Source organism: Dactylosporangium sp. NPDC005572, assembly GCF_040605515.1.
Classification (GTDB): domain Bacteria; phylum Actinomycetota; class Actinomycetes; order Mycobacteriales; family Micromonosporaceae; genus Dactylosporangium.
Genome location: NZ_JBEXCY010000160.1, coordinates 1 through 26,578 on the forward strand (window position 1 = coordinate 1; position 26,578 = coordinate 26,578).

21 protein-coding genes are annotated in these 26,578 nt (G+C 70.1%); 13 read left to right on the top strand and 8 right to left on the bottom strand.

Annotation, left to right across the window (positions count from 1 at the left end; genetic code table 11):
• Window positions 1-84: 84 nt before the first annotated feature.
• The 4 genes from ABZS66_RS45180 to ABZS66_RS45195 all read right to left on the bottom strand — a co-directional run bounded on the left by ABZS66_RS45180 (window position 85) and on the right by ABZS66_RS45195 (window position 6,173).
• Window positions 85-1,557: a glycosyltransferase 87 family protein gene (locus tag ABZS66_RS45180; RefSeq protein WP_354769111.1), complete on the bottom strand. Its 1,473-nt coding sequence runs from the start codon at window positions 1,555-1,557 to the stop codon at window positions 85-87.
• A gap of 4 nt (window positions 1,558-1,561) precedes the next feature.
• Complete coding sequence (locus ABZS66_RS45185) at window positions 1,562-2,752, bottom strand: glycosyltransferase 87 family protein (RefSeq protein ID WP_354769113.1); 1,191 nt, start codon at window positions 2,750-2,752, stop codon at window positions 1,562-1,564.
• Between the two features lie 90 nt (window positions 2,753-2,842).
• Window positions 2,843-5,572: a transglycosylase domain-containing protein gene (locus ABZS66_RS45190; protein WP_354769115.1), complete on the bottom strand. Its 2,730-nt coding sequence runs from the start codon at window positions 5,570-5,572 to the stop codon at window positions 2,843-2,845.
• Window positions 5,573-5,744: 172 nt separating this feature from the next.
• Window positions 5,745-6,173 carry a DUF5318 domain-containing protein gene (locus ABZS66_RS45195; RefSeq protein ID WP_354769117.1) on the bottom strand — a complete coding sequence of 143 codons (429 nt, stop codon included), beginning with the start codon at window positions 6,171-6,173 and terminating at the stop codon, window positions 5,745-5,747.
• Window positions 6,174-6,357: 184 nt separating this feature from the next.
• Between ABZS66_RS45195 and ABZS66_RS45200 the strand changes: the two genes are divergently transcribed.
• Both ABZS66_RS45200 and ABZS66_RS45205 read left to right on the top strand, forming a co-directional pair.
• Window positions 6,358-6,957 carry a PadR family transcriptional regulator gene (locus tag ABZS66_RS45200; RefSeq protein ID WP_354769119.1) on the top strand — a complete coding sequence of 200 codons (600 nt, stop codon included), beginning with the start codon at window positions 6,358-6,360 and terminating at the stop codon, window positions 6,955-6,957.
• Between the two features lie 23 nt (window positions 6,958-6,980).
• Window positions 6,981-8,060 carry an inositol-3-phosphate synthase gene (locus ABZS66_RS45205; RefSeq protein WP_354769148.1) on the top strand — a complete coding sequence of 360 codons (1,080 nt, stop codon included), beginning with the start codon at window positions 6,981-6,983 and terminating at the stop codon, window positions 8,058-8,060.
• A gap of 166 nt (window positions 8,061-8,226) precedes the next feature.
• Here the strand turns inward: ABZS66_RS45205 and ABZS66_RS45210 are convergent, their stop codons facing one another.
• The gene (locus ABZS66_RS45210) at window positions 8,227-8,715 is read right to left on the bottom strand and encodes a methylated-DNA--[protein]-cysteine S-methyltransferase (RefSeq protein ID WP_354769121.1); all 489 of its coding nucleotides are present in this window, start codon (window positions 8,713-8,715) and stop codon (window positions 8,227-8,229) included.
• Window positions 8,716-8,799: 84 nt separating this feature from the next.
• On the opposite strand from ABZS66_RS45210, the gene ABZS66_RS45215 reads away from it, so the two are divergent.
• The 3 genes from ABZS66_RS45215 (at window position 8,800) to ABZS66_RS45225 (ending at window position 12,343) form a co-directional block, all read left to right on the top strand.
• Window positions 8,800-9,294 carry an NfeD family protein gene (locus ABZS66_RS45215; protein ID WP_354769123.1) on the top strand — a complete coding sequence of 165 codons (495 nt, stop codon included), beginning with the start codon at window positions 8,800-8,802 and terminating at the stop codon, window positions 9,292-9,294.
• Between the two features lie 84 nt (window positions 9,295-9,378).
• Window positions 9,379-10,896: an SPFH domain-containing protein gene (locus ABZS66_RS45220; protein WP_354769125.1), complete on the top strand. Its 1,518-nt coding sequence runs from the start codon at window positions 9,379-9,381 to the stop codon at window positions 10,894-10,896.
• Between the two features lie 88 nt (window positions 10,897-10,984).
• Window positions 10,985-12,343 (top strand): MFS transporter, encoded by a 1,359-nt coding sequence (locus tag ABZS66_RS45225; RefSeq protein WP_354769127.1) that lies wholly within the window; start codon window positions 10,985-10,987, stop codon window positions 12,341-12,343.
• Between the two features lie 37 nt (window positions 12,344-12,380).
• On the opposite strand, the gene ABZS66_RS45230 is transcribed toward ABZS66_RS45225, so the two are convergent.
• Window positions 12,381-13,277, bottom strand: a complete 897-nt coding sequence (locus tag ABZS66_RS45230) for a hypothetical protein (RefSeq protein ID WP_354769129.1) — start codon at window positions 13,275-13,277, stop codon at window positions 12,381-12,383.
• 195 nt (window positions 13,278-13,472) lie between these two features.
• On the opposite strand from ABZS66_RS45230, the gene ABZS66_RS45235 reads away from it, so the two are divergent.
• Window positions 13,473-14,612, top strand: a complete 1,140-nt coding sequence (locus tag ABZS66_RS45235) for a glycosyltransferase (protein ID WP_354769131.1) — start codon at window positions 13,473-13,475, stop codon at window positions 14,610-14,612.
• Window positions 14,613-14,630: 18 nt separating this feature from the next.
• On the opposite strand, the gene ABZS66_RS45240 is transcribed toward ABZS66_RS45235, so the two are convergent.
• Window positions 14,631-16,082 carry a CCA tRNA nucleotidyltransferase gene (locus ABZS66_RS45240; protein WP_354769133.1) on the bottom strand — a complete coding sequence of 484 codons (1,452 nt, stop codon included), beginning with the start codon at window positions 16,080-16,082 and terminating at the stop codon, window positions 14,631-14,633.
• Window positions 16,083-16,241: 159 nt separating this feature from the next.
• Between ABZS66_RS45240 and murJ the strand changes: the two genes are divergently transcribed.
• From murJ to ABZS66_RS45275, 7 genes are all read left to right on the top strand, one after another.
• Entirely contained in the window at window positions 16,242-18,083 is a 1,842-nt protein-coding gene (gene murJ, locus ABZS66_RS45245; RefSeq protein WP_354769135.1) for a murein biosynthesis integral membrane protein MurJ, read from the top strand.
• 873 nt (window positions 18,084-18,956) lie between these two features.
• Window positions 18,957-20,477: a protein kinase family protein gene (locus tag ABZS66_RS45250; RefSeq protein ID WP_354769137.1), complete on the top strand. Its 1,521-nt coding sequence runs from the start codon at window positions 18,957-18,959 to the stop codon at window positions 20,475-20,477.
• Window positions 20,478-20,514: 37 nt separating this feature from the next.
• Window positions 20,515-21,117, top strand: coding sequence for an RNA polymerase sigma factor SigM (gene sigM, locus ABZS66_RS45255; protein WP_354769139.1), 603 nt, complete (start codon window positions 20,515-20,517; stop codon window positions 21,115-21,117).
• Entirely contained in the window at window positions 21,114-22,022 is a 909-nt protein-coding gene (locus ABZS66_RS45260) for a hypothetical protein (protein ID WP_354769141.1), read from the top strand. Before sigM ends, ABZS66_RS45260 begins: the two co-directional genes overlap by 4 nt.
• A gap of 109 nt (window positions 22,023-22,131) precedes the next feature.
• Complete coding sequence (gene trxB, locus ABZS66_RS45265) at window positions 22,132-23,058, top strand: thioredoxin-disulfide reductase (protein ID WP_354769143.1); 927 nt, start codon at window positions 22,132-22,134, stop codon at window positions 23,056-23,058.
• 25 nt (window positions 23,059-23,083) lie between these two features.
• Window positions 23,084-23,419: a thioredoxin gene (gene trxA, locus ABZS66_RS45270; RefSeq protein WP_238009625.1), complete on the top strand. Its 336-nt coding sequence runs from the start codon at window positions 23,084-23,086 to the stop codon at window positions 23,417-23,419.
• 162 nt (window positions 23,420-23,581) lie between these two features.
• Window positions 23,582-24,739, top strand: a complete 1,158-nt coding sequence (locus tag ABZS66_RS45275) for an N-acetylmuramoyl-L-alanine amidase (RefSeq protein ID WP_354769145.1) — start codon at window positions 23,582-23,584, stop codon at window positions 24,737-24,739.
• On the opposite strand, the gene ABZS66_RS45280 is transcribed toward ABZS66_RS45275, so the two are convergent.
• Entirely contained in the window at window positions 24,736-25,413 is a 678-nt protein-coding gene (locus ABZS66_RS45280; RefSeq protein ID WP_190248405.1) for a GNAT family N-acetyltransferase, read from the bottom strand. The two genes, ABZS66_RS45275 and ABZS66_RS45280, sit on opposite strands and share 4 nt — an antisense overlap.
• Between the last annotated feature and the right edge of the window lie 1,165 nt (window positions 25,414-26,578).

Consider the following 26,578-nt stretch of genomic DNA (forward strand, 5'->3'; position numbering starts at 1 on the left):
GTCGCCACACCAGGTCGGTGTGGCGACGCGGCCTCCGGTTCTTCCGGTCCTGCGGGCGCTGCGCTTCGCGGCGCGAGTGCGGGATCAGACCTTGGCCAGCGCCGCGGTTGGCGGAGGTTCCGCGGTGGCCGTGTCCGGCTCCCGGTCGTTGTAGACGCCCCCGTCCGGATCCTCGCCGTCATAGGTGGCGCGGACCGCGTCGAACTCCGGGTTGCGGATGTCCCGGATCACGTACCCGACCAGCACGCACAGGGTGACGAGCCGCAGGATCGAGGCGAGCACGAACACGCCCTCGGGGAACACCTGCCGTCCGGAGGCGCCCATGAGCTCCCCGTAGAACGACACGAAGTAGATCACCTCGGCCGCCTGCCAGGCGAGGAATGCCCCCCATCGCGGCCGGGCCAGGATGGCCAGCGGGAGCAGCCACAGGACGTACTGCTGCGACCACACCTTCCCGGTGATCAGGAACGCGGCGACGATCAGGAACGCCAGCTGCGCCAGCCGGGGCTGCTGGGGCGCGCTGAGCCCGAGCACCAGGATGCCGATGCAGCAGATCACGAACAGCCCGAGGTACAGGATGTTGAGCTTGGAGTGCTCGGGATCGGCGTCGAGCTGCTGGAAGAAGGGGAAGCCGTACTGGCCGGAGCCGCGCGGGAAGTGGGCCCCGATGTACCAGAGCGTCCCCCAGTCGATCCCGCGCTGGGAGTTGAAGTCGAAGAACCGCAGCCACGAGTCGTAGTAGAGGTACGCGATCGGCACGTTGACGGCGAGCCAGGTCACCACCGCTGTGCCGACGGTAATGAAGAAGTCTCGCCACTTGCCGCTGCGCAGACTCAGCACCAGCAGGGCGCCGACGATGAGCATCGGATAGAACTTCGCCGCCGTCGCCAGGCCGAGGAAGATGCCGGCCAGGACAGGTTTTCGTTTGGCCCAGTAGGCCATGGCTATGGCGGAGAGGCCGACGGTGAACAGGTCCCAGTTGACGGTCGCCGACACAAACAGTGCCGGCGCCAACGCAAACATGGCGGCGTCCCAGGGTCTGCGACGCCGGACCGAGAGGATCGCGCCGACCGCGGCAATACCGAAGGCGCCGAGGACGATCGCGTTGAGGTCGTAGAAGGTCTGGCCCTCGTTCTGGACCACGCCGCGCTCGCCGAGGCTGTGCACCGGCAGGCCAAGGGCGCCCATGAAGATGCCGGTGAGCACCGGGTACTCGACCGGGTGGTCGGCGTAGGGGACCTTGCCCTCGTTGAGGCCCTCGGCGTAGTACAGCGCGAGGACGTCGGTGTAGCAGAAGTACTTGTACTGCTTCATGTCCACCCAGGCGGCATCGCGACAGGGGGACTTCTGCATCCAGTGGAAGCTGAGCATGGCGCAGATGAGCAGCAGGACCACGCGGGCCGGCGTCCAGAACCGGCCGCCGCCGGGCATCCGCACCGGCTGACGCACGGCGTGGTCGCCCAGGGGGCCGCCGATCGACTCGGACAGGCCACCCACGAAGCGGTCGGAGTTGGCGGGCTCGTCGCTCAGGTGGTCGGGGCGCACAGTCGGCGGCATCGCATCACCGTACCGTCGCCGGCTCGGAAGCGGGTGTCTGCCCTTGCGCGTCGCGGTCGGCGGAGCGGATCGGCAGGAGCGCCAACAGCGCGATCATGAGCAGCAGGTACCAGTTCTTGATCAGGAAGCCCGGCACCCCGTCGCCCCACGGGTGGACCGGCAGCCCCTGCTCGAACCAGGAGACCATCCCCAGCCCGACCGTCACCGCGATGAGCACGGCAAACGCGGCGTGCCGGCGGCCGGCGTACCAGAGCACGACGAGCGCCGGCACGAACCAGTACAGGTGGTGGGCCCAGGTGATCGGGCTGGCCAGGCAGCCGACGATGCCGGCCAGGGTCAGCCCGACGACCTCGTCGCCGGCCAGCGCGGCCCGGCGCGCCCGCCACAGTCCGTACCCGGCCGTGAGCAGCACGAGGGCCGCCCACACGATCCGGTTCGGCGGGTCGTCGAGGCGAGCGAGCATGCCGAAGAGCGACTGGTTGAAGGTGTAGGCGGCGTTGCCCAGCCCCTCGCCCTCCCACAGCGCCGACGTCCAGAAGTCCCAGGAGGCGCGGGGGGCGATGGCCGCGGTCAGCAGGGTGGCCCCGGCGGCGCTCGCGATCGCCGTCAGCCCGGCCCGGTACCGGCGGCTGATCAGCAGGTACACGATGAAGATCGCGGGCGTGAGCTTGATGGCGGCCGCCAGCCCGACCAGGACGCCGGCCCACCTGCTGCCGCGGGGCAGCAGGACGAGCAGGTCGGTGAGCACGAGCAGCACGAGCACCATGTTGATCTGGCCGAATGTGTACGTTTCACGGATCGGCTCGAGCGCGCTGATCACGGTCAGCGCGAGGATCATGGCGAAGACCTTGTCCCGGGCGACCGGCGCCAGCAGCCACCAGGTGGTGAGCGCGACCGCGCCGATAGTGACCACCGCGTAGAGCGTGACGGCGCCGCCCCACGGCAGCACACCGAACGGGACCAGCACGAGCGCGCCGAACGGTGGGTAGGTGAAGCCGAGCGCGCCCTGGGTGTCGTCGGGCTTGGTGAAGTCGTAGAGGTCGTGTCCGTCGAGCCACCAGTTGACGGCCTGCCGGTAGATGCCGAGGTCGAAGAACTGGTGGCGGTTGCCGTACCACCAGTGTCCGTAGGCGACCAGCGCTACGAGCAGCGCGAGCAGCACCCATCGGACGGCCTTGCGCCTGCCCGCCTCCAAGCCTTCCCACCCCCAACGACGGCGGCCACGGTCCCGGCGAACATACCGCCGGCGCCGTGGCCGCACATCTTGGCCCCTCTATCGGGTGCCTCAGTCTCTTCGGGTCGGTGTCGGTAGTACGCCGCCGCCGTTACCACCCGGGCCCTGGCTGCCCGGGTTCCCCCCCGGATTGCCCGGGCCGGGGTTGCCCGGGAAGCCGCCCGGGTTGTTCGGGTCGCCCGACATCACCGGCTCGCTCGGCACCGGCGAGATACCCGTGCCGACCTCCTTGTCACCGGTGCCCTTCTTCGCCGGGAAGTTGACCTTCGGCATCTTCAGCGCGGTCAGCGCCCCTTCCAGGAAGTCTTTCCAGATGGGACCGGGCAGGTTACCGCCGATGATGCCCTGGCCGCTCTTGTTGACGATCTTCTGTTCCGCGGCTTTGTTACCGACCCAGACCGCGGCTGCCAGGCCGGGTGACTTCTTGGCCGGATCGTAGGCGCTGTAGCCGACCATCCACGCGTGCGCGTTGTTGTTGGTCTGGCCGAGCTGCCACGTTCCGGTCTTGCCGGCGATCTGGCGACCGTCCTTCATCTTCAGGCTGTAGTGCTTCGGCACGCCCTGGAGGACGGTGTTGAGGTCGTCGGCCATCTGGTCGGTGAAGCCGGGGATGCGCGTCGGCTTGATCACCTCGCCGTACGTCTTTTTGCCGCCGGTCCACACCTCCTTGAGGAAGTGCGTCTTGGCGGCCATGCCCCGGGCGGCGAAGGTGGCGATGCCGCCGGCGTGCTCCAGGACCGTCACCGGGTACTGACCGAAGGCGACCTCGGTGTTGAAGAAGCCCGGGTAGACGGCCTTGCCGTTGTTCTTGACCAGGTCGATCTTCTTCGACTTGCCGTCGACCGTCGCCCACATGTCGGTGATGCCGGCGGCGCGCGCCGTGTCGATCACCTTGTCGGGCCCGACGTCCTCGGCGAGCGCGAAGAACGGCACGTTGAGCGACATGACGGTGACCTCTTCCAAGGTGCACCACTGACCGGAGCCCGACTTGCACTTCGGTGACGTCGCGTTGCCCTCACCGGCGTTCTTGACCGGGTTCTTGTTCTTGAACGTACGGCCGCTCTTCGGGAACTCCTGCGGCGAGTCGCCGTTCCAGTAGGAGTCGATCGAGTAGCCGGCCATCAGGCCGGTGGCCAGCGTGTACACCTTGAACGTCGAGCCCGGCGGGTGACCGCCGCAGCAGGAGTCCTCGCCGTCGCCCAGCACCGGGTCGTTGTAGTAGCCGGCGAAGTCGCCGCCGTTGCCGCTGTCACCGCCGTAGTAGGCCTTGACCGCGCCGGTGCCCGGCTCGACCGCGACCAGCGCCGCCTGCAGGTTGTCCGGCTGACCGTTCATGTTCGACTCTTTGTTGCGGCTCGCCTCGCGAACTGCGATCTGCTGGACGGTCTGGTCGATCGTGGTGACGATCTTCAGGCCGCCGTTGCGGATCCTGTCGAAGTTCTTCTTGCCGTCCGGGTCCTGGTCCTCGTAGAGCGGCTGGCCGGTGCGCGGGTCGGTCAGCGCGGCGACCTCGCCCAGCACGTGGTGGACGATGAGGCCTTCCGGCTTGTCCATGCTGCCCTGGGTGGCGACCGCGTTCTTGCGGGTCTCGGCCGCGGTCAGCACCTTCTGCGGGTACGCCATCTTCGTGTCGGCCTCTTCGGCGGGCACGAAGTTGAGCTTGACCATCTGGCCCTTGATGTAGTCGAACCGGTCCTTGGCCTGCTTGGCGTCCACGGTCGGGTCGAACGGGCTGCCCTTGCCGCCGCTGCCCTCGGGGCTCTTGATCATCCCGGCGAGCACCATGCCCTCGGCGACCGTCAGGTCCTTCGCGGGCTTGCCGAAGTAGGCCTGCGCCGCCGCCTGGATGCCGTACGCACCGCGCCCGAAGTAGATGATGTTGAGATACATCTCCAGGATCTTGGGCTTCTCGTACTCCTGGTTGAGCTTGAGCGCGATCACCGCCTCGCGCAGCTTGCGGGCATACGTGACGCCCTCGAGCTCGGCCCACTGCCGGGCATACTGCTGGCTGATCGTCGACGCACCCTGCCGGTCACCACCGGTGACGTTGTTCCACGCGGCCCGGACGACGCCTTTGTAGTCGACGCCGTCGTTCGTGTAGAAGCTGTTGTCCTCGGCGGCGACGACGGCCTTCTGCACGTGGTCCGGGATCTGGTCGATCGTGACGACCGTGCGGTTCTTGTCGCCGATGCGCGCCAGCGGCGTGGTGCCGTCGGCGTAGTAGATCGTCGTCGACTGCTCCATGCTGATGTCCTCAGGGAGCGCGACCTGGTCGAAGTAGTAGGTGCCGCTCACCATGCCGATGCCGGCGATCATGATGAACGCGGCGATCGAGGCGATGAGGATGTTGCGGCGCCGGCGCTTCTTCGCCTTGGCGCTAGTGGTCAGCGACTTGCCCTTGGCGCCGTTGACCGTGCCGCCGGGCGCGTTGTCGAGCCCTTCGGCGAGCAGTCCGGCGCCGACCGAGGCGCGACCGACCGTGGCCCGGCCCGCGGCGCTCGGCGGCGGCGGGACCGAGACCGAGGCGCGACCGGTGACCGGCTCGCCGCTGGCCTTGACGGGAATGCTCGCCGAGCCGGAAACCGACGCACTGCCGGAGACCGACGCACTGCCGGAAACTGACGCACTGCCGGAAACGCTGGCCCGCCCTACCTGGGCCCGCCCTACCTGAGCTCGCCCGGCCGGCGGCTCGTCGCGCCTGTGGGGTTCGTCCGGCCCTGGGGTGGGACCAGGAACCTGCGCGCGGCCCGAAGGGGGGTTGCTCGGGTCACCGTAGTTCATTCGTCCCACCTTGCCGGTTGCGTCGTTGTCGCATGCTCCGTCGCCACCATGTCTGTGAGCTGAGCCACTTCTCGATCGGCCGGTGCGACCTGGCGTCCATGCCGCGCACCGCTGGGTTGGTCAGGGCATCTGTCCCGTCGACGTGACAAACGCTCTGCCACGGGGACAAGGTTCACTCGGCTGCCCCTCCTCGGACCCGAGTCGGCCGACCGCCGGCCTCGCCATCCGGATCCGCCAGGCCGTCGCGACCCAGCAGGTACTGCTCCACGAGGTGGTTCCAGCCGCAGTCACGGCACACCTCGACGACGTAGACGTGAAACTCACTCAGCGTCATCGCGAGCAGTGACAGCTCGGCCAGGCGGCGGGCCTGGCCGGAGGACTGTCGCAGCTCATCCCCATAGATGTAATGCACATGGGTGAGGTTCTCCCGGCGACACACCGGGCACAGCTCTTCCGTCGGCTCACCGTGGAATTTCGCTGCGCTCTTCAGGTATGGCGACGCGTCGCACACCTCATAGGTGCCGACGCGGCCGGAATGCACCTCACGCAGCAGGGCGCGTCTCCGCAAGGAGAAGTCCACGACCTGGCGCTGCGTTCGCATGCGCCCGAGGGTACGCGGTCGGGCGTCACACGGCGACCTCGGTGACGATCGGTAACCGGCAGGTCGACATCCAGCGGTGTGGGCTAGGCCACTTGGTCGGATTCGTTGCATCCGTTCGGACATCGGCCTACCGTTCGATGTATCGGACCGATACATCGGGCCGGTTACGGGAAGGAGGCCAGGAGTGCTCGAATTGGCGATCCTCGGCCTTCTGCACGAGTCGCCCATGCACGGTTACGAGCTCCGCAAGCAGCTCACGACCAAGCTGGGCGCGTTCCGCTTCGCGATCAGCTACGGCTCGCTGTATCCGACGCTGCGCCGGCTGCAGGCGGACGGCTGGATCTCCGAGGGGGCGCCGCCTGGCATGCCCGCCTCCACGGAGGAGGTTCCGCTGCTCACGGGCAAGCGCGGGCGGGTGGTCTACACGATCACCGCGGAGGGCAAGGAGCGCTTCCAGGAGCTGCTCGGTGCCGCCGGCCCGGAGACGTACGACAGCGAGGCCGGCTTCGGGGTGCACTTCGCGTTCTTCGCGCGCACCGATCCGGCGACCCGGCTGCGGATCCTCGAGGGCCGCCGCCGCCGCGTGGAGGAGCGCCGCGAGGGCCTCCGCGACGTGTTGAGCCGGGCCGCCGAGCGGCTCGACGCATACACGCTCGAACTTCAGCGCCACGGTCTCGACGCCTGCGAACGCGAGGTCCGCTGGCTGGAAGAACTCATTGCGAACGAACGCAATGGCACCACCCCTCAGCCGCCTTCGGCACAGGATCCGGAGCGGTCATCGTGAACAACAAGAAGGAGGCATCCGCGATGGGCTCCGTCCGCGTTGCCATCGTCGGTGTCGGGAACTGCGCCTCGTCCCTGGTTCAGGGCGTGGAGTACTACCGCAACGCCGACCCGAATGACCGGGTACCGGGTCTCATGCACGTCAAGTTCGGCGACTACCACGTCGGTGACGTGCAGTTCGTCGCCGCGTTCGACGTGGACGCCAAGAAGGTCGGCCAGGACCTGGCCGCCGCGATCGGCGCGAGTGAGAACAACACCATCAAGTTCTGCGACGTGCCGCCCACCGGCGTGACCGTCCAGCGTGGTCCGACCCTCGACGGCATGGGCCAGTACTACCGCGAGATCATCGAGGAGTCCGACGAGCAGCCGGTCGACGTGGTCGCCGCGCTGCGCGAGGCCCGGGTCGACGTCGTCGTGTCGTACCTGCCGGTCGGCTCGGAGGAGGCGGACAAGTTCTACGCCCAGGCCGCGATCGACGCGGGCTGCGCGTTCGTCAACGCCCTCCCGGTCTTCATCGCCTCCGACCCCGTGTGGGCGAAGAAGTTCGAGGACGCCGGCCTGCCGATCGTCGGCGACGACATCAAGAGCCAGGTGGGCGCCACGATCGTCCACCGCGCCCTGGCCAAGCTGTTCGAGGACCGCGGCGTCGAGCTGCTGCGCACCTACCAGCTCAACTTCGGCGGCAACATGGACTTCATGAACATGCTGGAGCGCACCCGCCTGGTCTCGAAGAAGATCTCGAAGACCCAGTCGGTGACGTCCCAGATCCCCCACGAGATGTCCAAGTCGGACGTCCACATCGGCCCGTCCGACCACGTCCCGTGGCTCGACGACCGCAAGTGGGCCTACATCCGCCTCGAGGGCAAGTCGTTCGGCGACACTCCCCTCAACGCCGAGCTCAAGCTCGAGGTCTGGGACTCCCCGAACTCGGCGGGCGTGATCATCGACGCCCTGCGCGCCGCGAAGATCGCCAAGGACCGCGGCATCGGCGGCCCGATCCTGTCGGCGTCGAGCTACTTCATGAAGTCGCCGCCGGTCCAGTACAGCGACCACGACGCGCACGACTCCGTGGAGAAGTTCATCCGCGGCGAGGTCGAGCGCTGACCCACCGCTACACGGGAAACGCCCCTTCCGGTCCCGGAGGGGGCGTTCCTCTTTTCTGACTCGGGTCCGTGCAAGGCACGACCGTCGCTCCCGCCAGACACCGGTCGGGCCTTGGCGGCCCTCCCTGCCACCGCCGTCGTCCCAAGGGCCGCGGCGGCGCCGGGCGTCAGCCGAAGAGCTCGCCGAACTCGCGCTCGATGCGGACCCGCGCCTCCAGCTCCAGCAGCAGCTTCTTGCGCCAGACACCGCCGCCGAAGCCGACGAGCTTGCCGTCCGCGCCGACCACCCGGTGACAGGGCACGATCACGGGGAGCGGGTTGTGGTTGCAGGCCACGCCCACCGCCCGGGCCGCGTCCGGCTCGCCGACCGCGGCCGCGATCTGGCCATATGTGCGCATCTCGCCGTACGGAATCCTCCACAGCTCCCGCCAGACCGCCCGCTCGAAGTCGGTGCCGCCCTGGACCGACAACGGGACGGTGAAAGACACCGGTTCGCCGGAAAAGTACCGCTCCAGCTCCCCCGCCGCCTGCGCCAGCACGCCGCTGAGGGGCACGGTCGGACCCGGCGCACCGCCGAAGCGGACGCTGCAGATGCCCCTGTCGTCGACCGCCACACCCAGCGGATCGATCGGGGCGGAAACCTCGGCCCACAGCACGCGGACAATTGTGCCCCTTTGCCGGACGAGATCAGTGGCACGCCCGGGTTACCCTCCAGTTGGCCTTGAGGGGAGGGACCAGCGGTGCAGACGACGTTCCTGATCATCGGTGGCGTCGGCATCGTGGTGCTCGCCCTCTCGCTGCTGATCGGTGACGTGCTCCACCTCGGGCACCCGGACGCCGCCGGACCGTTCTCGATACCCGCCGTCGCCGGGTTCATCGGCGCCTTCGGCTTCTCGGCGGCCATCGTCGCCGGGTTCACCGACTCCAAGAGCCTGCCGGCCCTCGTCGGCGCGATCGCCGCCCTGCCGACGGCGTGGCTGGCCACCCGGTTCGCCCGCATGGCGATCAACATGCGCACCGACGCCACCCCGACCCAGCAGGACATGGTCGGCACCACCGGTGTCGTCGTCACCCCGATCACCCAGGGCGGCTACGGCGAGGTCCGGGTGTCGCTGGGCGGCCAGCCGGTCAAGCTCAGCGCCCGCGCCGAGAAGCCGATCCCACTGGGCGCGCGGATCTTCGTCATCGAGGCGACCAGCTCCACCAGCGTCATCGTCGAGGAAACCCCGATCTAGCTGAGTCTGGTCGGGGCCTGTCGGCTCTTGACCGACCTAGAACCGTGACAGAAGTACCCCCATCTCAATAAAGAAGGAAGGCGGATGGACACCGTCCTGCTTGTTGCGATCGGCGGCGCCGTGCTGCTGGTCCTGCTTCTCGTGATCTTCATCGTCTCGCGGATCAAGGTCGCCGGCCCCAACGAGGCATTCATCATCACCGGCCGCAAGGGCAAGTCGGTGCAGGGCGTCGACGGCACCCGGTCGACCGACCTCTCCGGCCAGAAGGTCGTCATGGGCGCCTCGGTGTTCGTGGTGCCGATCGTCCAGAAGCTGCAGGTCCTCGACCTGTCCAGCCGCCGGATCCACGTCGAGATCACCGGCGCGGTGAGCAAGCAGGGCATCCGCGCCAACCTCCAGGGCGTCGCGATCGTCAAGGTCGGCGGCACCGAGGACGCGATCCGGGCCGCTGCCCAGCGCTTCCTCAACCAGCAGCAGGGCATCGACCTGTTCACCAGCGAGGTGCTCGCCGGCGCGCTGCGCTCGATCGTCGGCCGGCTCACGATCGAGGAGATCATCCGCGACCGCACCGCGTTCGCCAGTGCCGTGGCCGAGGAGGCCGAGCACTCGCTGACCAACCAGGGCCTGGTGCTCGACACCTTCCAGCTCCAGGACATCTTCGCCGAGGGCTCCTACCTCGCCGACCTCGGCCGCCCCGAGGCCGCCCGCGTGCTGCGCGACGCCGCCATCGCCGAGGCGCACGCCCGCCAGGCCGCCGAGTCCGAGCGGCTCAAGTCGGAGGAGGCCATCGCCGAGGCCAACCGGAACCTGTCCCTCAAGCAGGCCGGCATCCAGGCCGAGATCGACGCCGCCAAGGCCAAGTCGGCAGCCGCCGGCCCGCTCGCCCAGGCCGAGCGGGAGCAGGTCATCCTCGCCGAGCAGCAGAAGGTGGCCGAGCGCAACGCCGAGCTCAAGCAGCGCCAGCTCGACACCGAGGTCCGCAAGCCGGCCGACGCCGAGCGGTACCGGGTGGAGCAGGAGGCCGAGGCGGCCAAGAACGCGGCGATCGCGAAGGCCGAGGCGCAGCGGCAGGCCACCATCGCCGCCGCCCAGGCGTCGGCCGAGCAGGCCCGCCTCACCGGTGAGGGCGAGCGGTCCCGCCGCGCCGCGCTCGCCGAGGCCAACGCCATCGAGGGTGCCAAGGAGGGTGAGGCGGAGCAGCGGCGCCGTGTCGCGATCGCCGAGGCCCTGGAGCGCGAGGGTGCCGCCGAGGCGTCCGCCATCCTGGCCCGCGGCCAGGCCGAGGCCGAGGCGATGAAGCTCAAGGCCGACGCGTTCGCCACCTACGGCGAGGCGGCCATCCTCGACCTGCTGGTCCGGGTGATGCCCGACGTCGTGAAGGCGGCCAGTGACCCGATGGGCAACATCGACAAGATGACGGTCATCTCGACCGACGGCGCGTCGTCGCTGACCAGGTCGGTGGCCAGCAACGTGGCCCAGGGCCTCCAGCTCGGCACCGACCTCACCGGCATCGACCTGCAGAAGCTGCTCAGCAAGCTGGGCGCCCTGTCGGCCGACGAGCCGGTCAACGGCCGCCCGGCGGTCGAGGCGCCGAAGCCCTGACCTGACCGGGATTGCGAAGGCCCGCACCACCCTGCCGGTGCGGGCCTTCGCCGTACCTGGGAACCTGAACGAGCCGTAGGCTTTTGCCGTGTCCGCCGCAACCGCTCCGCCCCAGACCCACTTTGTCCGGGGGGTCCTGCGGCAACGCGGCTTCCGGCGGCTGCTGGCCGTCCGGGTGGTGGCCCAGATCGGCGACGGACTGTTCCAGGGCGCCCTTGCCGGCAGCGTGCTGTTCAACCCGGAGCAGCGGACAGGCGGGATGGCGATCGCGGCCGGCTTCGCGGTACTGCTGCTGCCGTATTCCCTCATCGGGCCATACGTCGGGGTGTTCCTGGACCGCTGGCGCCGCCGCTCGATCGTCGCCGTCGCCAACTCGATCCGCGCTCTGCTGGTGCTGCCGATCGCGCTGTACATCTGGAACGGCGAGGAGTCGCCGATCCCGTTCCTGCTGGCCCTGATCGTCATCGGGCTCAACCGCTTCTTCCTGGCCGGCCTGTCCGCGGCCACCCCGCACGTGGTCGACGACCGGAACCTGGTCACCGCCAACTCGTTCGCCGCCACGCTCGGCTCGCTGAGCTTCTCGGTCGGCATCGGCGTCGGGGCGGCCCTGATCAACAGCCTGCTGGAGGCGTCGTTCCACGGCTACGCGCCGGTGGCGGCCCTGGCGGCCGTGTTCTACGTCGTCTCGGCGCTGATCGGGAGGGTCTCGTTCGGCCCGGACGAACTGGGGCCTGACGCGACCGACCGGCACGCCGGCTCGATCCGGGTCGCGGTGCGCGAGGTCAACCACGGCACGGTCGCGGGCGTGCGGCACCTGGCGACCAAGCGCGGCGCGGCCTACCTGATGCTCGCCCAGGCCGCGTTCCGGCTGCTCTACGGGGTCGTGCTGCTGGCCTGCCTGCTGCTGTTCCGGACCGGGTTCAACCACGGCGCCGAGCCGGGCGGCTCCTTCGGTACCATCGCCAACGCCTTTTTGGCGGGAGGCGTGGGCATGCTGATCGCGTCGTTCGTGACGCCGCCGATCGCCCGGCGCATCGGCGGCTGGCGCTGGGTCGCGCTGCTGCTCGCCATCACCGGCGTCGGCCTGGTCGGGTTCGGCCTGCCGTTCGACCCGGTGCTGCTGCTCGGGGCGGTGTTCGTGACCAGCCTGGCCGCGCAGGGCCTGAAGATCGTCACCGACACGTCACTGCAGCACGAGTGCGCGGACGAGTACCGGGGCCGGGTGTTCAGCATCAACGACACCGCGTTCAACATCACGCTCGTCGCCGGGATGTACCTCGGGGCCCTCACCCTGCCGGAGAACGGCCGGTCGGCGGCGGTGCTCGGCACGGTCGCCGCCGGATATCTGCTGGCCGCCGCGGGTTACGCCGCGCTGGGCGGCCGCTGGGCCCGCCGGGTCGGCGACGACATCGCCGACCCTGACGGGCCGCATACGAAGAAGAACTAGCTGGATTCGGGTTCAGAGCCGATAGGCCCCAACCAAGTCAGCTGGTACGCGACAGGGTGGACTGGATCCGGGCCGTGCTCATGGTCAGCTTGTCACCCGAGCAGCTGTACTTCGACGGGTCGTCGCCCGGGTCGAAGTCCTCGGTCTGGTTGACGTTGAGGTCGGGCGCGCTCACGGTGCCCTTGCCGTCGCTCTTGACGTTGGTGTAGGAGATGCTGCCACCGGCCGTGTGCACGTCCGCGGTCACCGTGGCGTTGATGGTCAGCGTGACGTTGACCTTCGTGCCCTGGATCGTGGGCGTGCCCTTGTACGTGCTGTTGGCGTAGGTCTGCGTGTGCTTGCCGTCGGCGGTGAACTCCAGCGTGGCACCGTTCGAGGTCAGGCTGAACGGCACGTCGCCGACGCCGTCCATCGAGACCTGCTCGGTGTAGGTCGTGGTCTTCCAGGTGCCGACGAGGCACTCGTCGATGGCCGCGCTCGGCTTGGTGCTCGCCTTGCCGCTCGGGCCGCCGGTCGTCTTGCCGGGCTCGGCGACGGGCGTGTTCGGCTTGTCGTCGCCGCCCTTGAGCGCGGCGACCACGACGATCGCGACGACCAGCAGCACGAGGACGCCGGAGAGGGCCAGCACCGGAACGAGGAAGTTGTTCTTCTTCGGCGGCGTCGGCGAACCGTACTGCCCGCCGTAGGTGGTCGGCGGGTACGCGGGCGGCCCGCTGACCTGGCCGGCATAGCCCGGGGCGCTGGCCTGGCCGCCGTAGCCCGGCGCGCTCACCTGGTCCGGGAACGACGGGTCGGAGCTGGGGTAACCGGCATAGGCACCGCCGCTGTACGGGGCGCCGCTGTACGGCGATCCGCTCGTCGGCGGTTGCGGCGCCTGCGGGACGCCTCGATATGTGCGGCACTGCGTGCAGTAGCCGTTCGCATCAATGCCCATGCCGCCGCAGGTTGGACACGGCTGCATGTCTGCCTCCAAGATTCCGGGTACTTCGACGAGGGGGGATCGTGTAGCGACGGTAGCCCACCCGGTCTACGTGCAGAACCGCCTGAAACGCCACATGCACGACCCAGCCGGGGTCAAAGTTCCGACAGCGGTTGAACCGCGCTCGGCCACGCCGGGAAGAATGCTCGTGTGATCGTCGTCTTCGCCGGCACGTCCTGGGACGGGGTAACCGGCTCGGATCGCCTGCTCGCCACCGAGCTCGCTGCGCACACCGAGGTCCTGTGGGTCGACCCGCCGATCTCCGCGGCGACTCCCGACCGCTACCGCTACGGCGCCTCCCGGCTCGGGGTCGCGCCCCAGCTGCGCAAGGTGTCGCAATCTTTGCATCGGCTGACCCCGCGGGCCCTGCCGATGCACACCCGGCCGTACGTGAAGGTCAGCACGGCCGCCCTGCTGCGCTCGCAGGCGCGCTGGGCGCTGCGCCGGCTCGGCCGGCGCCCGGCGGCGGTCATGGCCTGCAACCTGATCGACGTGCTGCGCGGCTGGGAGCCCGGCGTGACGAAGGTGCTCTACGGCACCGACGACTTCGTGGCCGGCGCGGCGCTCATGGGGCACGACGCCGCCCAGGTGGCCGCGGACGAGCGGCGCCAGCTGGCCAATGCCGACCTGGTGGTGGCGGTCTCGACGGTACTGGCTGATCGTTGGACGTCGTTGGGCGCGCGCCGGGTGGCGCTGATCCCCAATGGGGTACAAACGTCGGCTTATCGTGATTTGCCGGAATCGGCGCCTGACGCCGCTTCGTTGCCCTCGCCGGTGGCCGGCGTGATCGGGCAGTTCTCCGACCGCACCGATCTCGACCTGCTGGCCGCTCTCGCCGACGACGGCATCTCGCTGCTGCTCGTCGGGCCGCACGACGCGCGCTGGGAGCCCGAGCGATTCCCGGCGCTGGTGGCGCGGCCCAACGTGGTCTGGGTCGGCCGACAGCCGTTCGAGAAGGTGCCGTCGTTCCTGCGCGCGGTGGACGTGGGTGTCACGCCGTACAAGGACACCGACTTCAACCGGGCGTCGTTCCCGCTGAAGACGCTGGAGTACCTCGGCGCCGGCAAGCCGGCGGTCAGCACCGACCTGCCGGCTGTGCACTGGCTCAACTCCCCGCTCATCCGGGTGGCGAGCACCCCGAAGGCGCTGGTCGCCGCGGTCCGCGAGGCGGCGGCCGAGGCGAGCGAGCCGGCCCTCGTGGCGGCCCGGCGGGAGTTCGCCGAGCAGCATTCATGGGCGTCCCGGGCGCGCGCGCTTGCGGCGGAGCTGGGGCTGCTGCGCGCTTCGTAATCGTACGATTGCTGCAGATCACCGAGGTCCGGGTGCCGTGATCCCCTCGGCCTCGGCCCAGCGGAGCAGCTCGGCCTCGGCCTCGTCCGGGTCCAAGGGGCCGCGCTCGAGGCGGAGGTCCTTGAGGTACCGCCAGGCCTTCCCGACGATCGGGCCGGGCGGAACGCCGAGCAACTCCATGATGGCGTTGCCGTCGAGGTCGGGCCGGACCCGCGCAAGGTCCTCCTCGGCCGCGATCCGGGCGATCCGCTCCTCCAGCGCGTCGTAGTCGGCGGCCAGCTGGGCGGCCTTGCGCCGGTTCCGCGTGGTGACGTCGGAGCGGGTGAGACTGTGCAGCCGCGACAGCAGCGGGCCGGCGTCGGTCACGTATCGGCGGACGGCGGAGTCGGTCCACTCGCCCCGCCCGTACCCGTAGAAGCGCAGGTGCAGGGAGACGAGCTCGGCCACGTCGGCGATGACGTCCTTGGGGAACTTCAGCGTCTTCATCCGCTGCTTGGTCAGCCGCGCGCCGACGACCTCGTGGTGGTGGAAGCTCACCCCGCCGTCGGGGCCGACCGCCTTCGTGGCCGGCTTGCCGATGTCGTGCATGAGCGCCGCCATGCGCAAAGTGAAGTCGGCACCGTCCGGCTCGTGGCCGATCGCGTTCCGCACCACGATCAAGGTGTGCTCGTAGACGTCCTTGTGCTGCGCGTGCTCGTCGATCTCCAGCTTGAGGCCGGTCAGCTCGGGCAGGAACTGCTCGGCCAGGCCGGTGTCGACCAGCAGCCGCAGGCCGGTGACCGGGTCGGCGCCGCACATGAGCTTCACGAACTCGTCGCGGATCCGCTCGGCGGTGATCCGGGACAGGTCGGCGGCCATCGCGGTCATCGCCGCGCACACCTCGGGGGCGACCTCGAACCGCAGCTGGGCGGCGAAGCGCGCGGCCCGCAGCATGCGCAGCGGGTCGTCGGCGAACGACTCCTCCGGCGCGCCCGGCGTGCGCAGGACGCGCTCGGCCAGGTCCTCGAGCCCGCCGTACGGATCAGTGAACTCGTGACCCGGCACCGACACGGCCATCGCGTTCACCGCGAAGTCGCGGCGGCGCAGGTCGTCGATGAGGCTGTCGCCGTACTGCACGATGGGGTTGCGGCTGACCCGGTCGTACGCGTCGGCACGGAAGGTCGTGATCTCGATCCGCAGACCGCGGCGCGCGATGCCGATCGTGCCGAACTCCGCGCCCGTGGTCCACACCGACTCGGCCCAGCCGTTGACGATCCGCAGGGTCTCGTCCGGTCGCGCGTCGGTGGTGAAGTCGAGGTCGTCGCCGAGGCGCCCGAGCAACGCGTCACGAACCGAGCCGCCGACGAGGTGCAGCTCGTGGCCGGCGGCTTCGAACCGGCGGCCGAGCTCGTCGGCGACGGGGGAGACGCGCAGCAGCTCGTGCACGGCACGGCGCTGGGCCTCGGTGAGGGCACGCTGGGTCTGGGACATTGGTTGGTCAGCCTATCGCGGTCGGTGTGGCAGCCACCGAGGGTAGCGGTCCCCTGCGGATCGGGTCGCGCGATATTGCCTGACACCGCTTTGTGTCGGGGGGTGCCACTATGGTCTGTGCCTGCGAGGGGAAGTACTGGCCGAGTTGGGGTGTAGCGGATGGATCCGGCACGAGACGGGCGCTGGAGCAACGAGCCGACGGTCTCCCTGAACCCGGTCGGGCAGCACCGCACCCCTGACTCCGAGGCACCGACCGTGCGGTATGACCCGGCCGAGCCGCCGACGGTCCGGTATGACCCGGTCAATGCGCCGACGGTCCACCTGCCGGTCGTCTCCGGGCCGCAGGTCGTCTCGGACGCACCGCCGCCGGTCCCCGGCGACGACGAGAGCACCGGCACCGTCGTGCGCAACAGCAGCACGATGGCGATGCTGAGCCTGATCAGCCGGGGCACGGGCTTCATCCGCGCGGCCGCCATCTCCGCCGCCATCGGCGGCGCGGTCGTCGGCGACGACTACACGCTGGCCAACAACCTGCCCAACCAGATCTACGAGCTGCTGCTCGGCGGCGTGCTGGCCAGCGTGCTGATCCCGACCCTGGTCCGGGCCCGCAAGGAGGAGCCCGACCGCGGCGAGGCCTATGCGCAGCGGCTGCTGACCCTGGCCGTGGTGACGCTCGGCATAGCCACCCTGCTCGTGGTCCTGGCAGCGCCGCTCATCACCGCGATCTACACGCTGGGCAACGACCGGGTCACGGCCGACGACCGCGACCTGATCACGTTCCTGGCCTATCTACTGCTGCCCGAGATCTTCTTCTACGGACTGGCCGGCATCTTCGCCGCGATCCTCAACGTCCGCGGCCACTTCGCGGCCCCGATGTGGACGCCGATCCTCAACAACGTCGTCATCATCGCCACCGCCGGCGCGTTCATGCTCGTGCGCGGCTCGGGCCTGCCGACCCCCGAGACGATCACCGTCCCGCAGATCCTGGTCCTCGGCATCGGCACCACGCTGGGCATCGTGATCCAGGCGCTCGGCCTCTGGCCGGCGATGCGCAAGACCGGCTTCCGCTGGAAGTGGCGCTTCGACTTCCGCAAGCTCCACCTGCGCGAGCTGGGCCGGCTCGGCGCCTGGATGCTGCTCTACGTCGCGGTCAACCAGATCGGCATCACGGTCGTGATGAGCCTGGCCAAGAACAACCAGCTCCGCGGCGGCGACGGCCCGATCATCTTCAACAACGCGTTCCTGATCTTCATGATGGCCCACGGCATCGTGGCCGTCTCGGTGATCACCGCGATGATGCCGCGCATCTCGTCCGCGGCCGCCGACGGCCGCTTCGGCGACGTGACCGACCAGCTGTCCCAGGCCACCCGCCTGGCCTCGGTGATCCTGATCCCGGCCGCCGCCGTCTACGTCGTGCTGGGCCAGCCGCTCGCGGTGACGCTGTTCAACTGGGGTGAGTACGGCTACGACGCCGCACTGGCCACCGGCTGGGTGGTGAGCGCGGCCGGCCTGGGCCTGGTCCCGTTCGCGCTGAGCCAGATGCAGACGAGCGTCTTCTACGCCCTCCGCGACACCCGCACCCCGGCCCTGGTGAACATCGGCGGCGTCGCCATCCGCCTGCTCCTCGACGTGGCGTTCTACCTCCTGCTCCCGATCGCCGCCGTGACGGCGTCGCTGATGGTGGGCACGGCCCTGTCCTTCGTGGCGGCCCTCCTGCTGGGCTACTGGCTGCTCCGCAGCCGCCTGGGCCGCCTGGGCCTGGCAAGGGTGGCCGACACCCTGCTCCGCCTGACGGCGGCGGCCGCGGTGGGCGGCGCCCTGGCCTTCGCGACGTCGTGGACCATCGCCCGGGTGATGGACCCGGGCAAGCTCCTGGGCATCGTCCAGCTGCTGGCGGGCAGCGCGGTCCTCCTGGTCACGTACGCCGCACTGTCCCTGGCCCTCCGCGTCCCCGAGGTCCGCCAGTTCGCCACCCTGATCAAGTCGAAGCTGGCCCGCTAGCCCACCGGCCTCGCCGGCCTGCCGGGCTCGCGCGGGTGCTAGCCAGCGGTCGCCGGGGCCGCCGCCACGCAACCACGGACATGCCCTATGACCGCAACTCCATCCGGTCTACGCGTTCCAGGACCCCACTGCGCCGTGCGGGAGCTTTCCGCCACGGCGCGAACCACTGCGCCGTCGCGGCCCTGCGACGCGGGCCGCACCGCCCCACGTCCCTCACCACCTGGGCTGCCACTTCTCTACCCCGCAACCCCGCCAGTCCGCCGCCACGCCGGGCCGCCACCCGAGCGCCCCGTCCGCCTGTCCTCCTGCTGGCTGCGTGGGCCTCGGGTCCTCGGGGCCTCGGGGCCTCGGGGCCTCGGGGCCTCGGGGCCTCGGGGCCATGATCAAGGGAAACTTCTGGTCGCTACCACAGCCATGCGTTTCCCTTGATCATGGGCGCGTCCCTGGCGGGTTGGCTTGGGGGGTTCTGGGCGACACGCCCGTTGTGTTGAGGGGGCTGAAAGTCAAGGGCTTGCAACCTTGGGGCGGGTTGTTGCGTCCCAGTACGGAGCAGGTCGTGAAGCTGGTCACCTGGTGGTTGTGGTCATGGAGCGCTCGGGGTTGGGTGGCTGGCAAACCGCGGGCGGCTTGGTGCTGGTCTGCCGGGTCGCGGTAGCGGTGAAATGCGGATGAATGGCAAATGACCGCTATGTCCGAGCATGGGTGATCAATTGGCATCGGGTGGGGTGGTCCGGAGATGATGACGTGTCGGAGACCCAAGAGCTGACCGGTAAGGTCAACCTCGACGCCCCGCCGGAGCGCTTAGGCTTAGTGACTGCGACTCGCGTTACGACGGACGCCACTGGTCGGCACACGGATCGGAAGGGAGGACGGGTGGCTGAGCTCGACGAAGGGCTGGAGACCGCGGGAGGCATTCCGCAGGTCCTGACCTTCGGCACCCCATCCGTCGGTGAAATCCTTGCCGAGCGATACCAGCTCGAAGAACACATCGGCAACGACTCGTTGGGCCGCCAGCTCTACCGCGGCATCGACGTCATCCTGCGGCGGCCCGTGGCCGTGGTGCTGCGCTACCCCGGTGGGGACCGCGCGAAGGAGATGCTGGGGGCGGCTGTCGCCGCCAGTCGCATCGTGCACCCGCACCTGGTCGGCGTCTACGACGCGATCGACGAGGGCGAGCGGGCCTATGTCGTGCGCGAGTGGGTCGACGGGATCGCGTTACGGGAGATCGTCGCGTCGGGGCCGCTCGACGCGGCGCGGTCGGTGGCGATCGCCTGGGCGGTGACCGACGCGGTTGCGGCGCTGCACGGCACCGGGATGGCGCACGGCAACGTGCACCCCGGCACCGTGCTCGTGGCGCACGACGGGCGGGTCGTGCTGACCGACGCCCGGGCCGACGACGGCGCCACGACCGAGACCGACATCCGGTCGATCGGCGCGATCCTGTATTGCGCGCTCACCGGGTACTGGCCGCACGCCGAGGCCGGGCGGACGTCCGTGACCGACGGCGTGCGCGACTCGTCCGGGGCGCTCACCACGCCGCGGCAGGTGCGGGCCGGCGTGCCCGCGCACCTCGACTCGCTGGTCGCCGACCTGCTCAACCCCGAGATGCCGCTGCCGTCGGCCGAGTCGCTGGCGGGCGAGCTGGCCTCGTTCGGCAGCTTCGACGACGACGAGGTGGGCGACGGCGACGGGCGGGCGCTCGACCTCGACGCGTTCGACGCCGCGGCCGCGTCCCCCGTGCCGCCGAAGCCGGCCGGGCGCAAGCTCGCCGTCGGCGTGGTGGGGCTGCTGGTGCTGGCGCTGGCCGGCACGCTCGCGGCCGCGCGGGTACTCGGCGACCCGGCGACCCCCGACACCTCGCCGACCACCGCCGGGCCGTCGGGCACGACCGCCTCACAGCCGGCCAAGCCGGCCGGACAGCCGGTCGAGTTCAAGATCGACCCGACCAAGGTCCGGATCGTCGACCCGCAGGGCGACCGCGCCGAGGTCAAGGATGCGGACAAGACGGTCGACGGCGACATGTCCACGGTCTGGGCCACCCAGCGGTACACGCGGGCCAACTTCGGCGCCAACAAAGAGGGCATGGGCGTCTGGATCGACTTGGGCGAGGCCAAGCAGGTCGTGTCCGTCGAGGTCGACCTGACCACGCCCGGTGCCGACGGCGAGCTGCGCACCGGCGAGGCCGACCTGGGCACCGGCAAGACCCAGGACCAGCAGACCGTCGCGCAGTACACGATCGTGGGCGAGCGCAAGTCGCCCATGGGCGGCGTGACGCTGTTCCCCGGCCCGGAGAAGCCGACGCGGTACCTGCTGGTCTGGATCACGAAACTGCCGAAGGAAAGCAGCGGCAAGTATCGGGTCGCTATCGGAGAGATAAAGGTCCGCGTCCAGTAGCCCCCACGACTCGCTCGTGGTCGATAGGGTGCCTGCCGTGGACGCAGTCGACGGCAGGGACGACACGTCGCTGCTGCGCGCCCACGCGGCCGGCGATCCCAACGCGTTCGGCGAGATCGTGCGGCGGCACCGCGACCGGCTCTGGGCGGTCGCCCTGCGCACGACCGGCGACCGCGAGGAGGCCGCCGACGCGCTCCAGGACGCCCTGCTGTCCGCGCTGCGGGCGGCCAACAACTTCCGCGGCGACTCGGCCGTCACCACCTGGCTGCACCGGATCGTGGTGAACGCCTGCCTGGACCGCATCCGCCGGCGGCAGTCGCGGCCCACCGTGCCGCTGCCCGAGACCGACGTCACACCGGCGCCGGCGGCCGACCGCGACACCGCGATGGACGTCCGCAACGCGCTGCAGCAGCTGCCGGCCGAGCAGCGCGCCGCGCTGGTTCTGGTCGACGTCCAGGGGTATGCCGTGTCCGAGGCCGCCGTGATCCTGGGCGTCGCGGAGGGCACCATCAAAAGCAGGTGCGCTCGCGGGCGGGCGCGGATGGCGCTGCTCCTCGGCCACCTGCGGAACCCGGCCGCCGACCCGAGCGTCCCATCTCAGATCAGCCGATCCACGTCGCGGAAGGAGGGTGGCGCATGACGGCCTTCTCGGATGCCGACCTCGACCGGCTCGCCGACTTTGTCGGCGGGGCGCTCGACGGCACGCCCGAGGCCGACGACGTGCGCCGCCTGGTGAGCACGGACGAGGCGTGGGCCGAGGCCTACGCGGCGCTGGTCACGGCGGACGCGGCCGTCCGTGATGAGCTCCGTTCCCTCGGGTCCGAGGCGGCTGCGGTACCACTGGATGTGCAGCAGCGACTGGACGCGGCCTTGACGGCGGCGATCACCGCGCCCCCCGCGGACGCCACCGTGGTTGACCTGGCCCGGGCCCGCGAGGCGCGCAAGCGGCGGCGGCAGCGCTGGGTGGCCGGCCTGGCCACCGCGGCGGCGGTGCTCGTGTGCGGCGGGGTGGGCGTGCAGGTGATCCGCCAGCAGAGCCTCGGTGGCTCCGACTCGGCGTCGACGAGCGGCCTCGCGCCACAGAGCGGACCGGAGGCCACCCCGGCCAATCCGCAGCTCAACGGCGGGCAGGCGGATAGCGGCGGCACGCGGAGCGCCGGCGGCGTCTCCGGCATCGTCGTGACCGGGCGCGACTACGGACCCGAAACAGTCGGCCAGCTGACCCAGAGCCTCGCGGCGGCGTCCGCCCCGCTGGACGCGAAGGGCGACTCGGCGAAGGGGACGGACCTGTCCGGCGACGTGCCCGCCCCGCTGCGCCGGCTCGGCGAACCCACCGCCCGGGCCGCCTGTCTGACCGCCATCACCAGGGAATACGGTGGTCAGGTGGTGCTCGTCGACTATGCGCGGTTCGAGGGACAGCCCGCCCTGGTGGTGGTTCTCGACGGCACCCGCGTGGGCGCCGGCAAACGGCTGATCGTGGTCGTCGGGCCCGACTGCGGCATCGGCAACGCGATCGCCGACGAGCGGTACCGGGGAACGGCCTGAGATCACCCTGCCACGCAGCGGTGATGTGGCACACGAGTCATCGCTCGCCGGGAATGGTCGGTTCGTAGGATGAGTTTTGCTGGCACAGGCTGAATTCGAGGAGTCGACCGTGGATGAGGTCCGCAACCTGATCATCGTGGGGTCCGGTCCCGCCGGGTATACGGCTGCCGTCTATGCCGCCCGGGCCAACCTCAAGCCGCTCGTGATCGAGGGTGTCACGTCCGGCGGTGCACTCATGACCACCACCGAGGTCGAGAACTTCCCGGGCTTCCCGGACGGGATCCTCGGCCCGGAGCTCATGGACAACATGCGCAAGCAGGCCGAGCACTTCGGCGCGGAGTTCATCACCGACGACGCCACGCGGGTGGCCCTGGAGGGCCCCGTGAAGAGCGTGTGGGTGGGCGAGACGGAGTATCGCGGCCGCGCGATCATCCTGGCCACCGGCTCGGCCTGGCGCCCGCTGGGCGTGCCGGGCGAGCAGGAGCTGCTGGGCCGTGGCGTGTCGTCCTGTGCGACCTGTGACGGGTTCTTCTTCCGCAACGAGGAGATCGTCGTCGTCGGCGGCGGTGACTCGGCGATGGAGGAGGCGACGTTCCTGACCCGCTTCGCCAGCAAGGTCACCATCGTGCACCGGCGCGAGGAGTTCCGGGCCAGCAAGATCATGGCCGAGCGCGCGCTGAGCAACGAGAAGATCGAGGTCCGCTGGAACAGCAAGGTGACCTCGGTGCTCGACGGCGGCGGCCGGGTCGGCGGCGTCCGGCTCGCGGACGTGCGCACCGGCGAGGAGACCGAACTGCCGGTCGCCGGCATCTTCGTGGCGATCGGCCACGACCCGCGCAGCGAACTGTTCCGCGGCCAGGTCGAGCTGGACGAGTCCGGCTACGTGAAGGTGGCCGCGCCCGGCACCGCCACCAACATCGAGGGCGTGTTCGCCGCCGGTGACCTGGTCGACCACACCTACCGGCAGGCGATCACCGCCGCCGGCACGGGCTGCGCGGCGGCGCTGGACGCCGAGCGCTACATCGCGACGTTGTAAGAGTTTCGAAGCAGAGGGAGAGCGTATGGGAGCGATCCAGCCGGTCAGCGACAAGACCTTCGAGGTCGATGTCCTCAAGTCGGACATTCCGGTTTTGGTGGACTTCTGGGCTGAGTGGTGCCAGCCGTGCCGGAAGATCGAGACGATGCTGAACGAGATCGCCGTCGGCGAGCTGGCCGACAAGGTGAAGATCGTGAAGGTCGACATCGACAGCAACCCGGAGACGGCCCGCGCCTACCAGGTGCTGTCGGTCCCCACGCTGACCGTGTTCAAAGACGGCGAACCGTTCCGCTCCGTCGTCGGCGCGAGCCCGAAGAGCGCGCTCGTGCGCCTCATCGAGTCGGCCCTCGACCCGGCCTGATCAGCGACTCCAGCCGCCCCGCGTCCCATGTCGACGCGGGGCGGTTCGCTGTTGCGGCGGCGCACAGCCGGGGGCGGTACGCTGCGGGTGCATTCGCCCTGTAACGGCGCGCTCGGCCGGGCACGTACGATTCCCGGAGCCACAGGAATTCTGGAGGACCACATGCGTGCGATCCGGCGCGGGGCGCGGGGAGCGGCGGTTGCCGAGATCCGCAGCATTCTTGTCGTGCTGGAGCTGCTGGCCGATGATCTCTCGCTGTCCTCCGATCCCGACTTCGACGACGCCACCGAGCGCGCGGTGCGCGCCTTCCAGCAGAGCCGCGGCCTGACCGTCGACGGCGAGGTCGGCGACGAGACCTGGCGGGCGCTCGACGCGGCCCGCTGGCGGCTCGGGCAGCGCGCGCTGTTCCACACGGTCGGCGACCCGTACATCGGGGACGACGTCCGCCAGCTCCAGGAGCGCCTGCTGGAGATGGGCTACAACCCGGGCCGCGCCGACGGCATCTACGGCGGGCGCACGGCCCACGCGGTCGCGCAGTTCCAGCGCGAGGTCGGCCTGCGCCCCGACGGCGAGTGCGGCCCGCAGACGGTCGGCGCCCTGCGCCGCCTCGGCCGCAAGGTGATCGGCGGCCGGCCCCAGCTGCTGCGCGAGGCCGAGGCCTTCCGCGAGTCGGGCACGTCGCTGCTCGGCAAGCGCATCGTGATCGACCCGGGCCACGGCGGCGCCGACACCGGCCACGTGGTGCCCGACGGCCCGCTGCGGTGGGTGGAGGCGGACCTCGTGTATGACCTTGCGGCCCGCCTGGAGGGCCGTCTGGGGGCCGCGGGCATGCGGGTGAACCTGACCAGGGGTCCGGCGCCGGCGAACGTCCTGAGCGATCGTGACCGGGTGCAGCTGGCCAACGACCTCGGTGCCGACCTGCTCCTGTCGATTCACCTCGACAGTCACACCAGCCCGGAGGCCTCCGGCGTCGCCACGTACCACTACGGCACCGTCTCCGGCCCCACCTCCATCGTCGGCGAGCGCCTGGCCGGCCTGGTCCAGCGCGAGATCGTCGTGCGCACCGGCCTGCGCGACTGCCGCACGCACCCGAAGACGTGGGAGCTGCTCCGCCTGAGCCGCATGCCCGCCGTGCGGGTCGACGTCGGCTACCTCACGTCGCCGTCCGACCGCGAGCAGCTGGTCGACCCGAGCTTCCGGGACCGCGTCGTGGACGCGATGATGGCCGCGGTCCAGCGCATGTACCTCCCGGTCGAGGCCGACGTCCCGACGGGCTCGATCGACGTCAGCCTCCTGCGCACCCTGACCGCGTCGGCCTAGTTCGTCATCTCCCGGGTCGCCGGCCGGACCGGCAGCACCGGACGGAGCAGCGACTCGGGGCTCATCGAGCCGAGCAGCTTCTCGAGGGCGTACTCGACGTCCGACTTCCAGGACAGCGCTGTGCGAAGCTCGAGCCGCAGCCGCGGATACCGTGGATGCGGTCGTACCGTCTTGAAGCCGATCGACAGGAAGAAGTCCGCCGGCGCGAGGCATCCCCGCTCGTTGCGCCCGGCCTCGTCGACCTCGCCGAACTTGGCGTCACCGAACGCCTCGATGGCCTTGACCCCGCGCTTGGTGAGGTCGCGGGCGACGCCCTGGACGAGCATGCGCCCGAGCCCGCCGTCGGCGAACGGCTGCACCACGTGCGCCGTCATCAGCAGCACGGCGTCGGGGGAGACCGGCGACGTCGGGAACGCCATGGACCGCGGCACGTACGCCGGCGGTGCGAACATGACGAACCCGGCCGGCATGCCGTCGACGTAGACGAGCTTGCCGCAGGAGCCCCACTCCAGCAGCGTCTGGGATACCCAGGCCTCCTTCTCGAGCCCCGGGTCGCCGGCAGCGCAGGCCCGGTCGGCAGCGACCGGGTCGAGCTCCCAGAACACACACTCGCGGCACGATCGAGGAAGATCCTCAAGGGTGTCCAGCGTCAGACTCACGAGACGTCGCGACATTGGCCCATCTCCACCCCGCTCCGCGGCGCGCTCTGACACGCCGGAGCTGTCCGCCAACCGTGTTAGATGGTACGCATCCCACACGGTCGGCGGGAGCCATCCGGCCACAGTTCCTCACCCTGCCGGTCGCTGGTCCTGCCGGTTACGGATGGTCCCCACCCGGCGACGGTATGAGTCACCCCGGCGGCTTCACCCGCTGCGTTCCACACGCGGGTGGTTATCCACAGCGCGAGGTCCACAACTTCACCCTGCTGCTGTGGAAAACTCACCCGATCCACGGCTCTGTCGGCTCGGCCGCCTCGGGACGTTCGTCCCACTGCTGCCGGCGCAATCCACAGGCCCGGCGTCGGCGCATAGCCGGTCGGCTCGCCCAAAGGCCTTGTTCGTCCCCAGCCCTGACGGTCGTCTGCAGCTCGCTGCCTCATCCAAACCTTGTTGCCTCATCCACAGCTCGTTGCCCACTTACAGCTTGCCGGCGCATCCACAGTTTTGTTGGCGCATCCACAGCCTTGTTGGCCGCGGGCCTGGCGCCATCCACAAGCTGTGGATCACGTCCGCAGGGCCGCTGCTTGTTCGGAGGCCACCGTTTCGTCCTGGCCTTCACTCGTCCACAGGCCCTGCGCTTGTCCACAGGCCCGGGGCTCCAGCACGACGGCTGCCACCTCTCGCGGCACCCCATCGGCGGTGGAACCAGCTGTCCGCAGCACACGATCCACAGGTCCGCAGCCCGTCGAGCCCGGATGCGTCAGCGCACTATCCACAGGCTCGCCCTCAGCTCGCCCTCATGGCGGGCCATCCGCGGGCCGCGTTATCCACAGATCCGTTCGCCGCGGACTGTGCTGGCCACGGGACGTGCTTGCCGAAGGACTGGGCCTTCGGCGGGGCGGCGCCGCAGAAAGCTCGTCGGGGTCGGGGTGCTGTGTCGCGTCGTGTGGTGCCCTGTTGACGGCTGCCGCGGGGGGCTGGGTTCATGATCGAGGGAGAGATTTGGCTGCTATGACAGCCAGAAGTTTCCCTTGATCATGGGGCTGCCGCAGCCGGCCGCCTTGCGTTCGGGCGCGTCTCGGACGGTGGCCACTGCGGGCGTTGGCGCGCGGCCCGAAGGGGCGCGGGTTCTTGGGGCGACGGCGATGGCAGCGTCCGTGCCGCCGGGGCGGATGCACCG

Excerpts from the sequence above, each read along its gene's own strand:
- ABZS66_RS45240 (WP_354769133.1), bottom strand. The coding sequence starts at position 16,082 with ATGTCCCAGACCCAGCGTGCCCTCACCGAGGCCCAGCGCCGTGCCGTG.
- ABZS66_RS45190 (WP_354769115.1), bottom strand. The coding sequence starts at position 5,572 with ATGAACTACGGTGACCCGAGCAACCCCCCTTCGGGCCGCGCGCAGGTT.
- ABZS66_RS45260 (WP_354769141.1), top strand. The coding sequence starts at position 21,114 with ATGACGGCCTTCTCGGATGCCGACCTCGACCGGCTCGCCGACTTTGTC.
- ABZS66_RS45275 (WP_354769145.1), top strand. The coding sequence starts at position 23,582 with ATGCGTGCGATCCGGCGCGGGGCGCGGGGAGCGGCGGTTGCCGAGATC.
- ABZS66_RS45205 (WP_354769148.1), top strand. The coding sequence starts at position 6,981 with ATGGGCTCCGTCCGCGTTGCCATCGTCGGTGTCGGGAACTGCGCCTCG.
- trxA (WP_238009625.1), top strand. The coding sequence starts at position 23,084 with ATGGGAGCGATCCAGCCGGTCAGCGACAAGACCTTCGAGGTCGATGTC.
- ABZS66_RS45230 (WP_354769129.1), bottom strand. The coding sequence starts at position 13,277 with ATGGGCATTGATGCGAACGGCTACTGCACGCAGTGCCGCACATATCGA.
- ABZS66_RS45280 (WP_190248405.1), bottom strand. The coding sequence starts at position 25,413 with ATGTCGCGACGTCTCGTGAGTCTGACGCTGGACACCCTTGAGGATCTT.
- murJ (WP_354769135.1), top strand. The coding sequence starts at position 16,242 with ATGGATCCGGCACGAGACGGGCGCTGGAGCAACGAGCCGACGGTCTCC.
- ABZS66_RS45220 (WP_354769125.1), top strand. The coding sequence starts at position 9,379 with ATGGACACCGTCCTGCTTGTTGCGATCGGCGGCGCCGTGCTGCTGGTC.
- ABZS66_RS45195 (WP_354769117.1), bottom strand. The coding sequence starts at position 6,173 with ATGCGAACGCAGCGCCAGGTCGTGGACTTCTCCTTGCGGAGACGCGCC.
- ABZS66_RS45180 (WP_354769111.1), bottom strand. The coding sequence starts at position 1,557 with ATGCCGCCGACTGTGCGCCCCGACCACCTGAGCGACGAGCCCGCCAAC.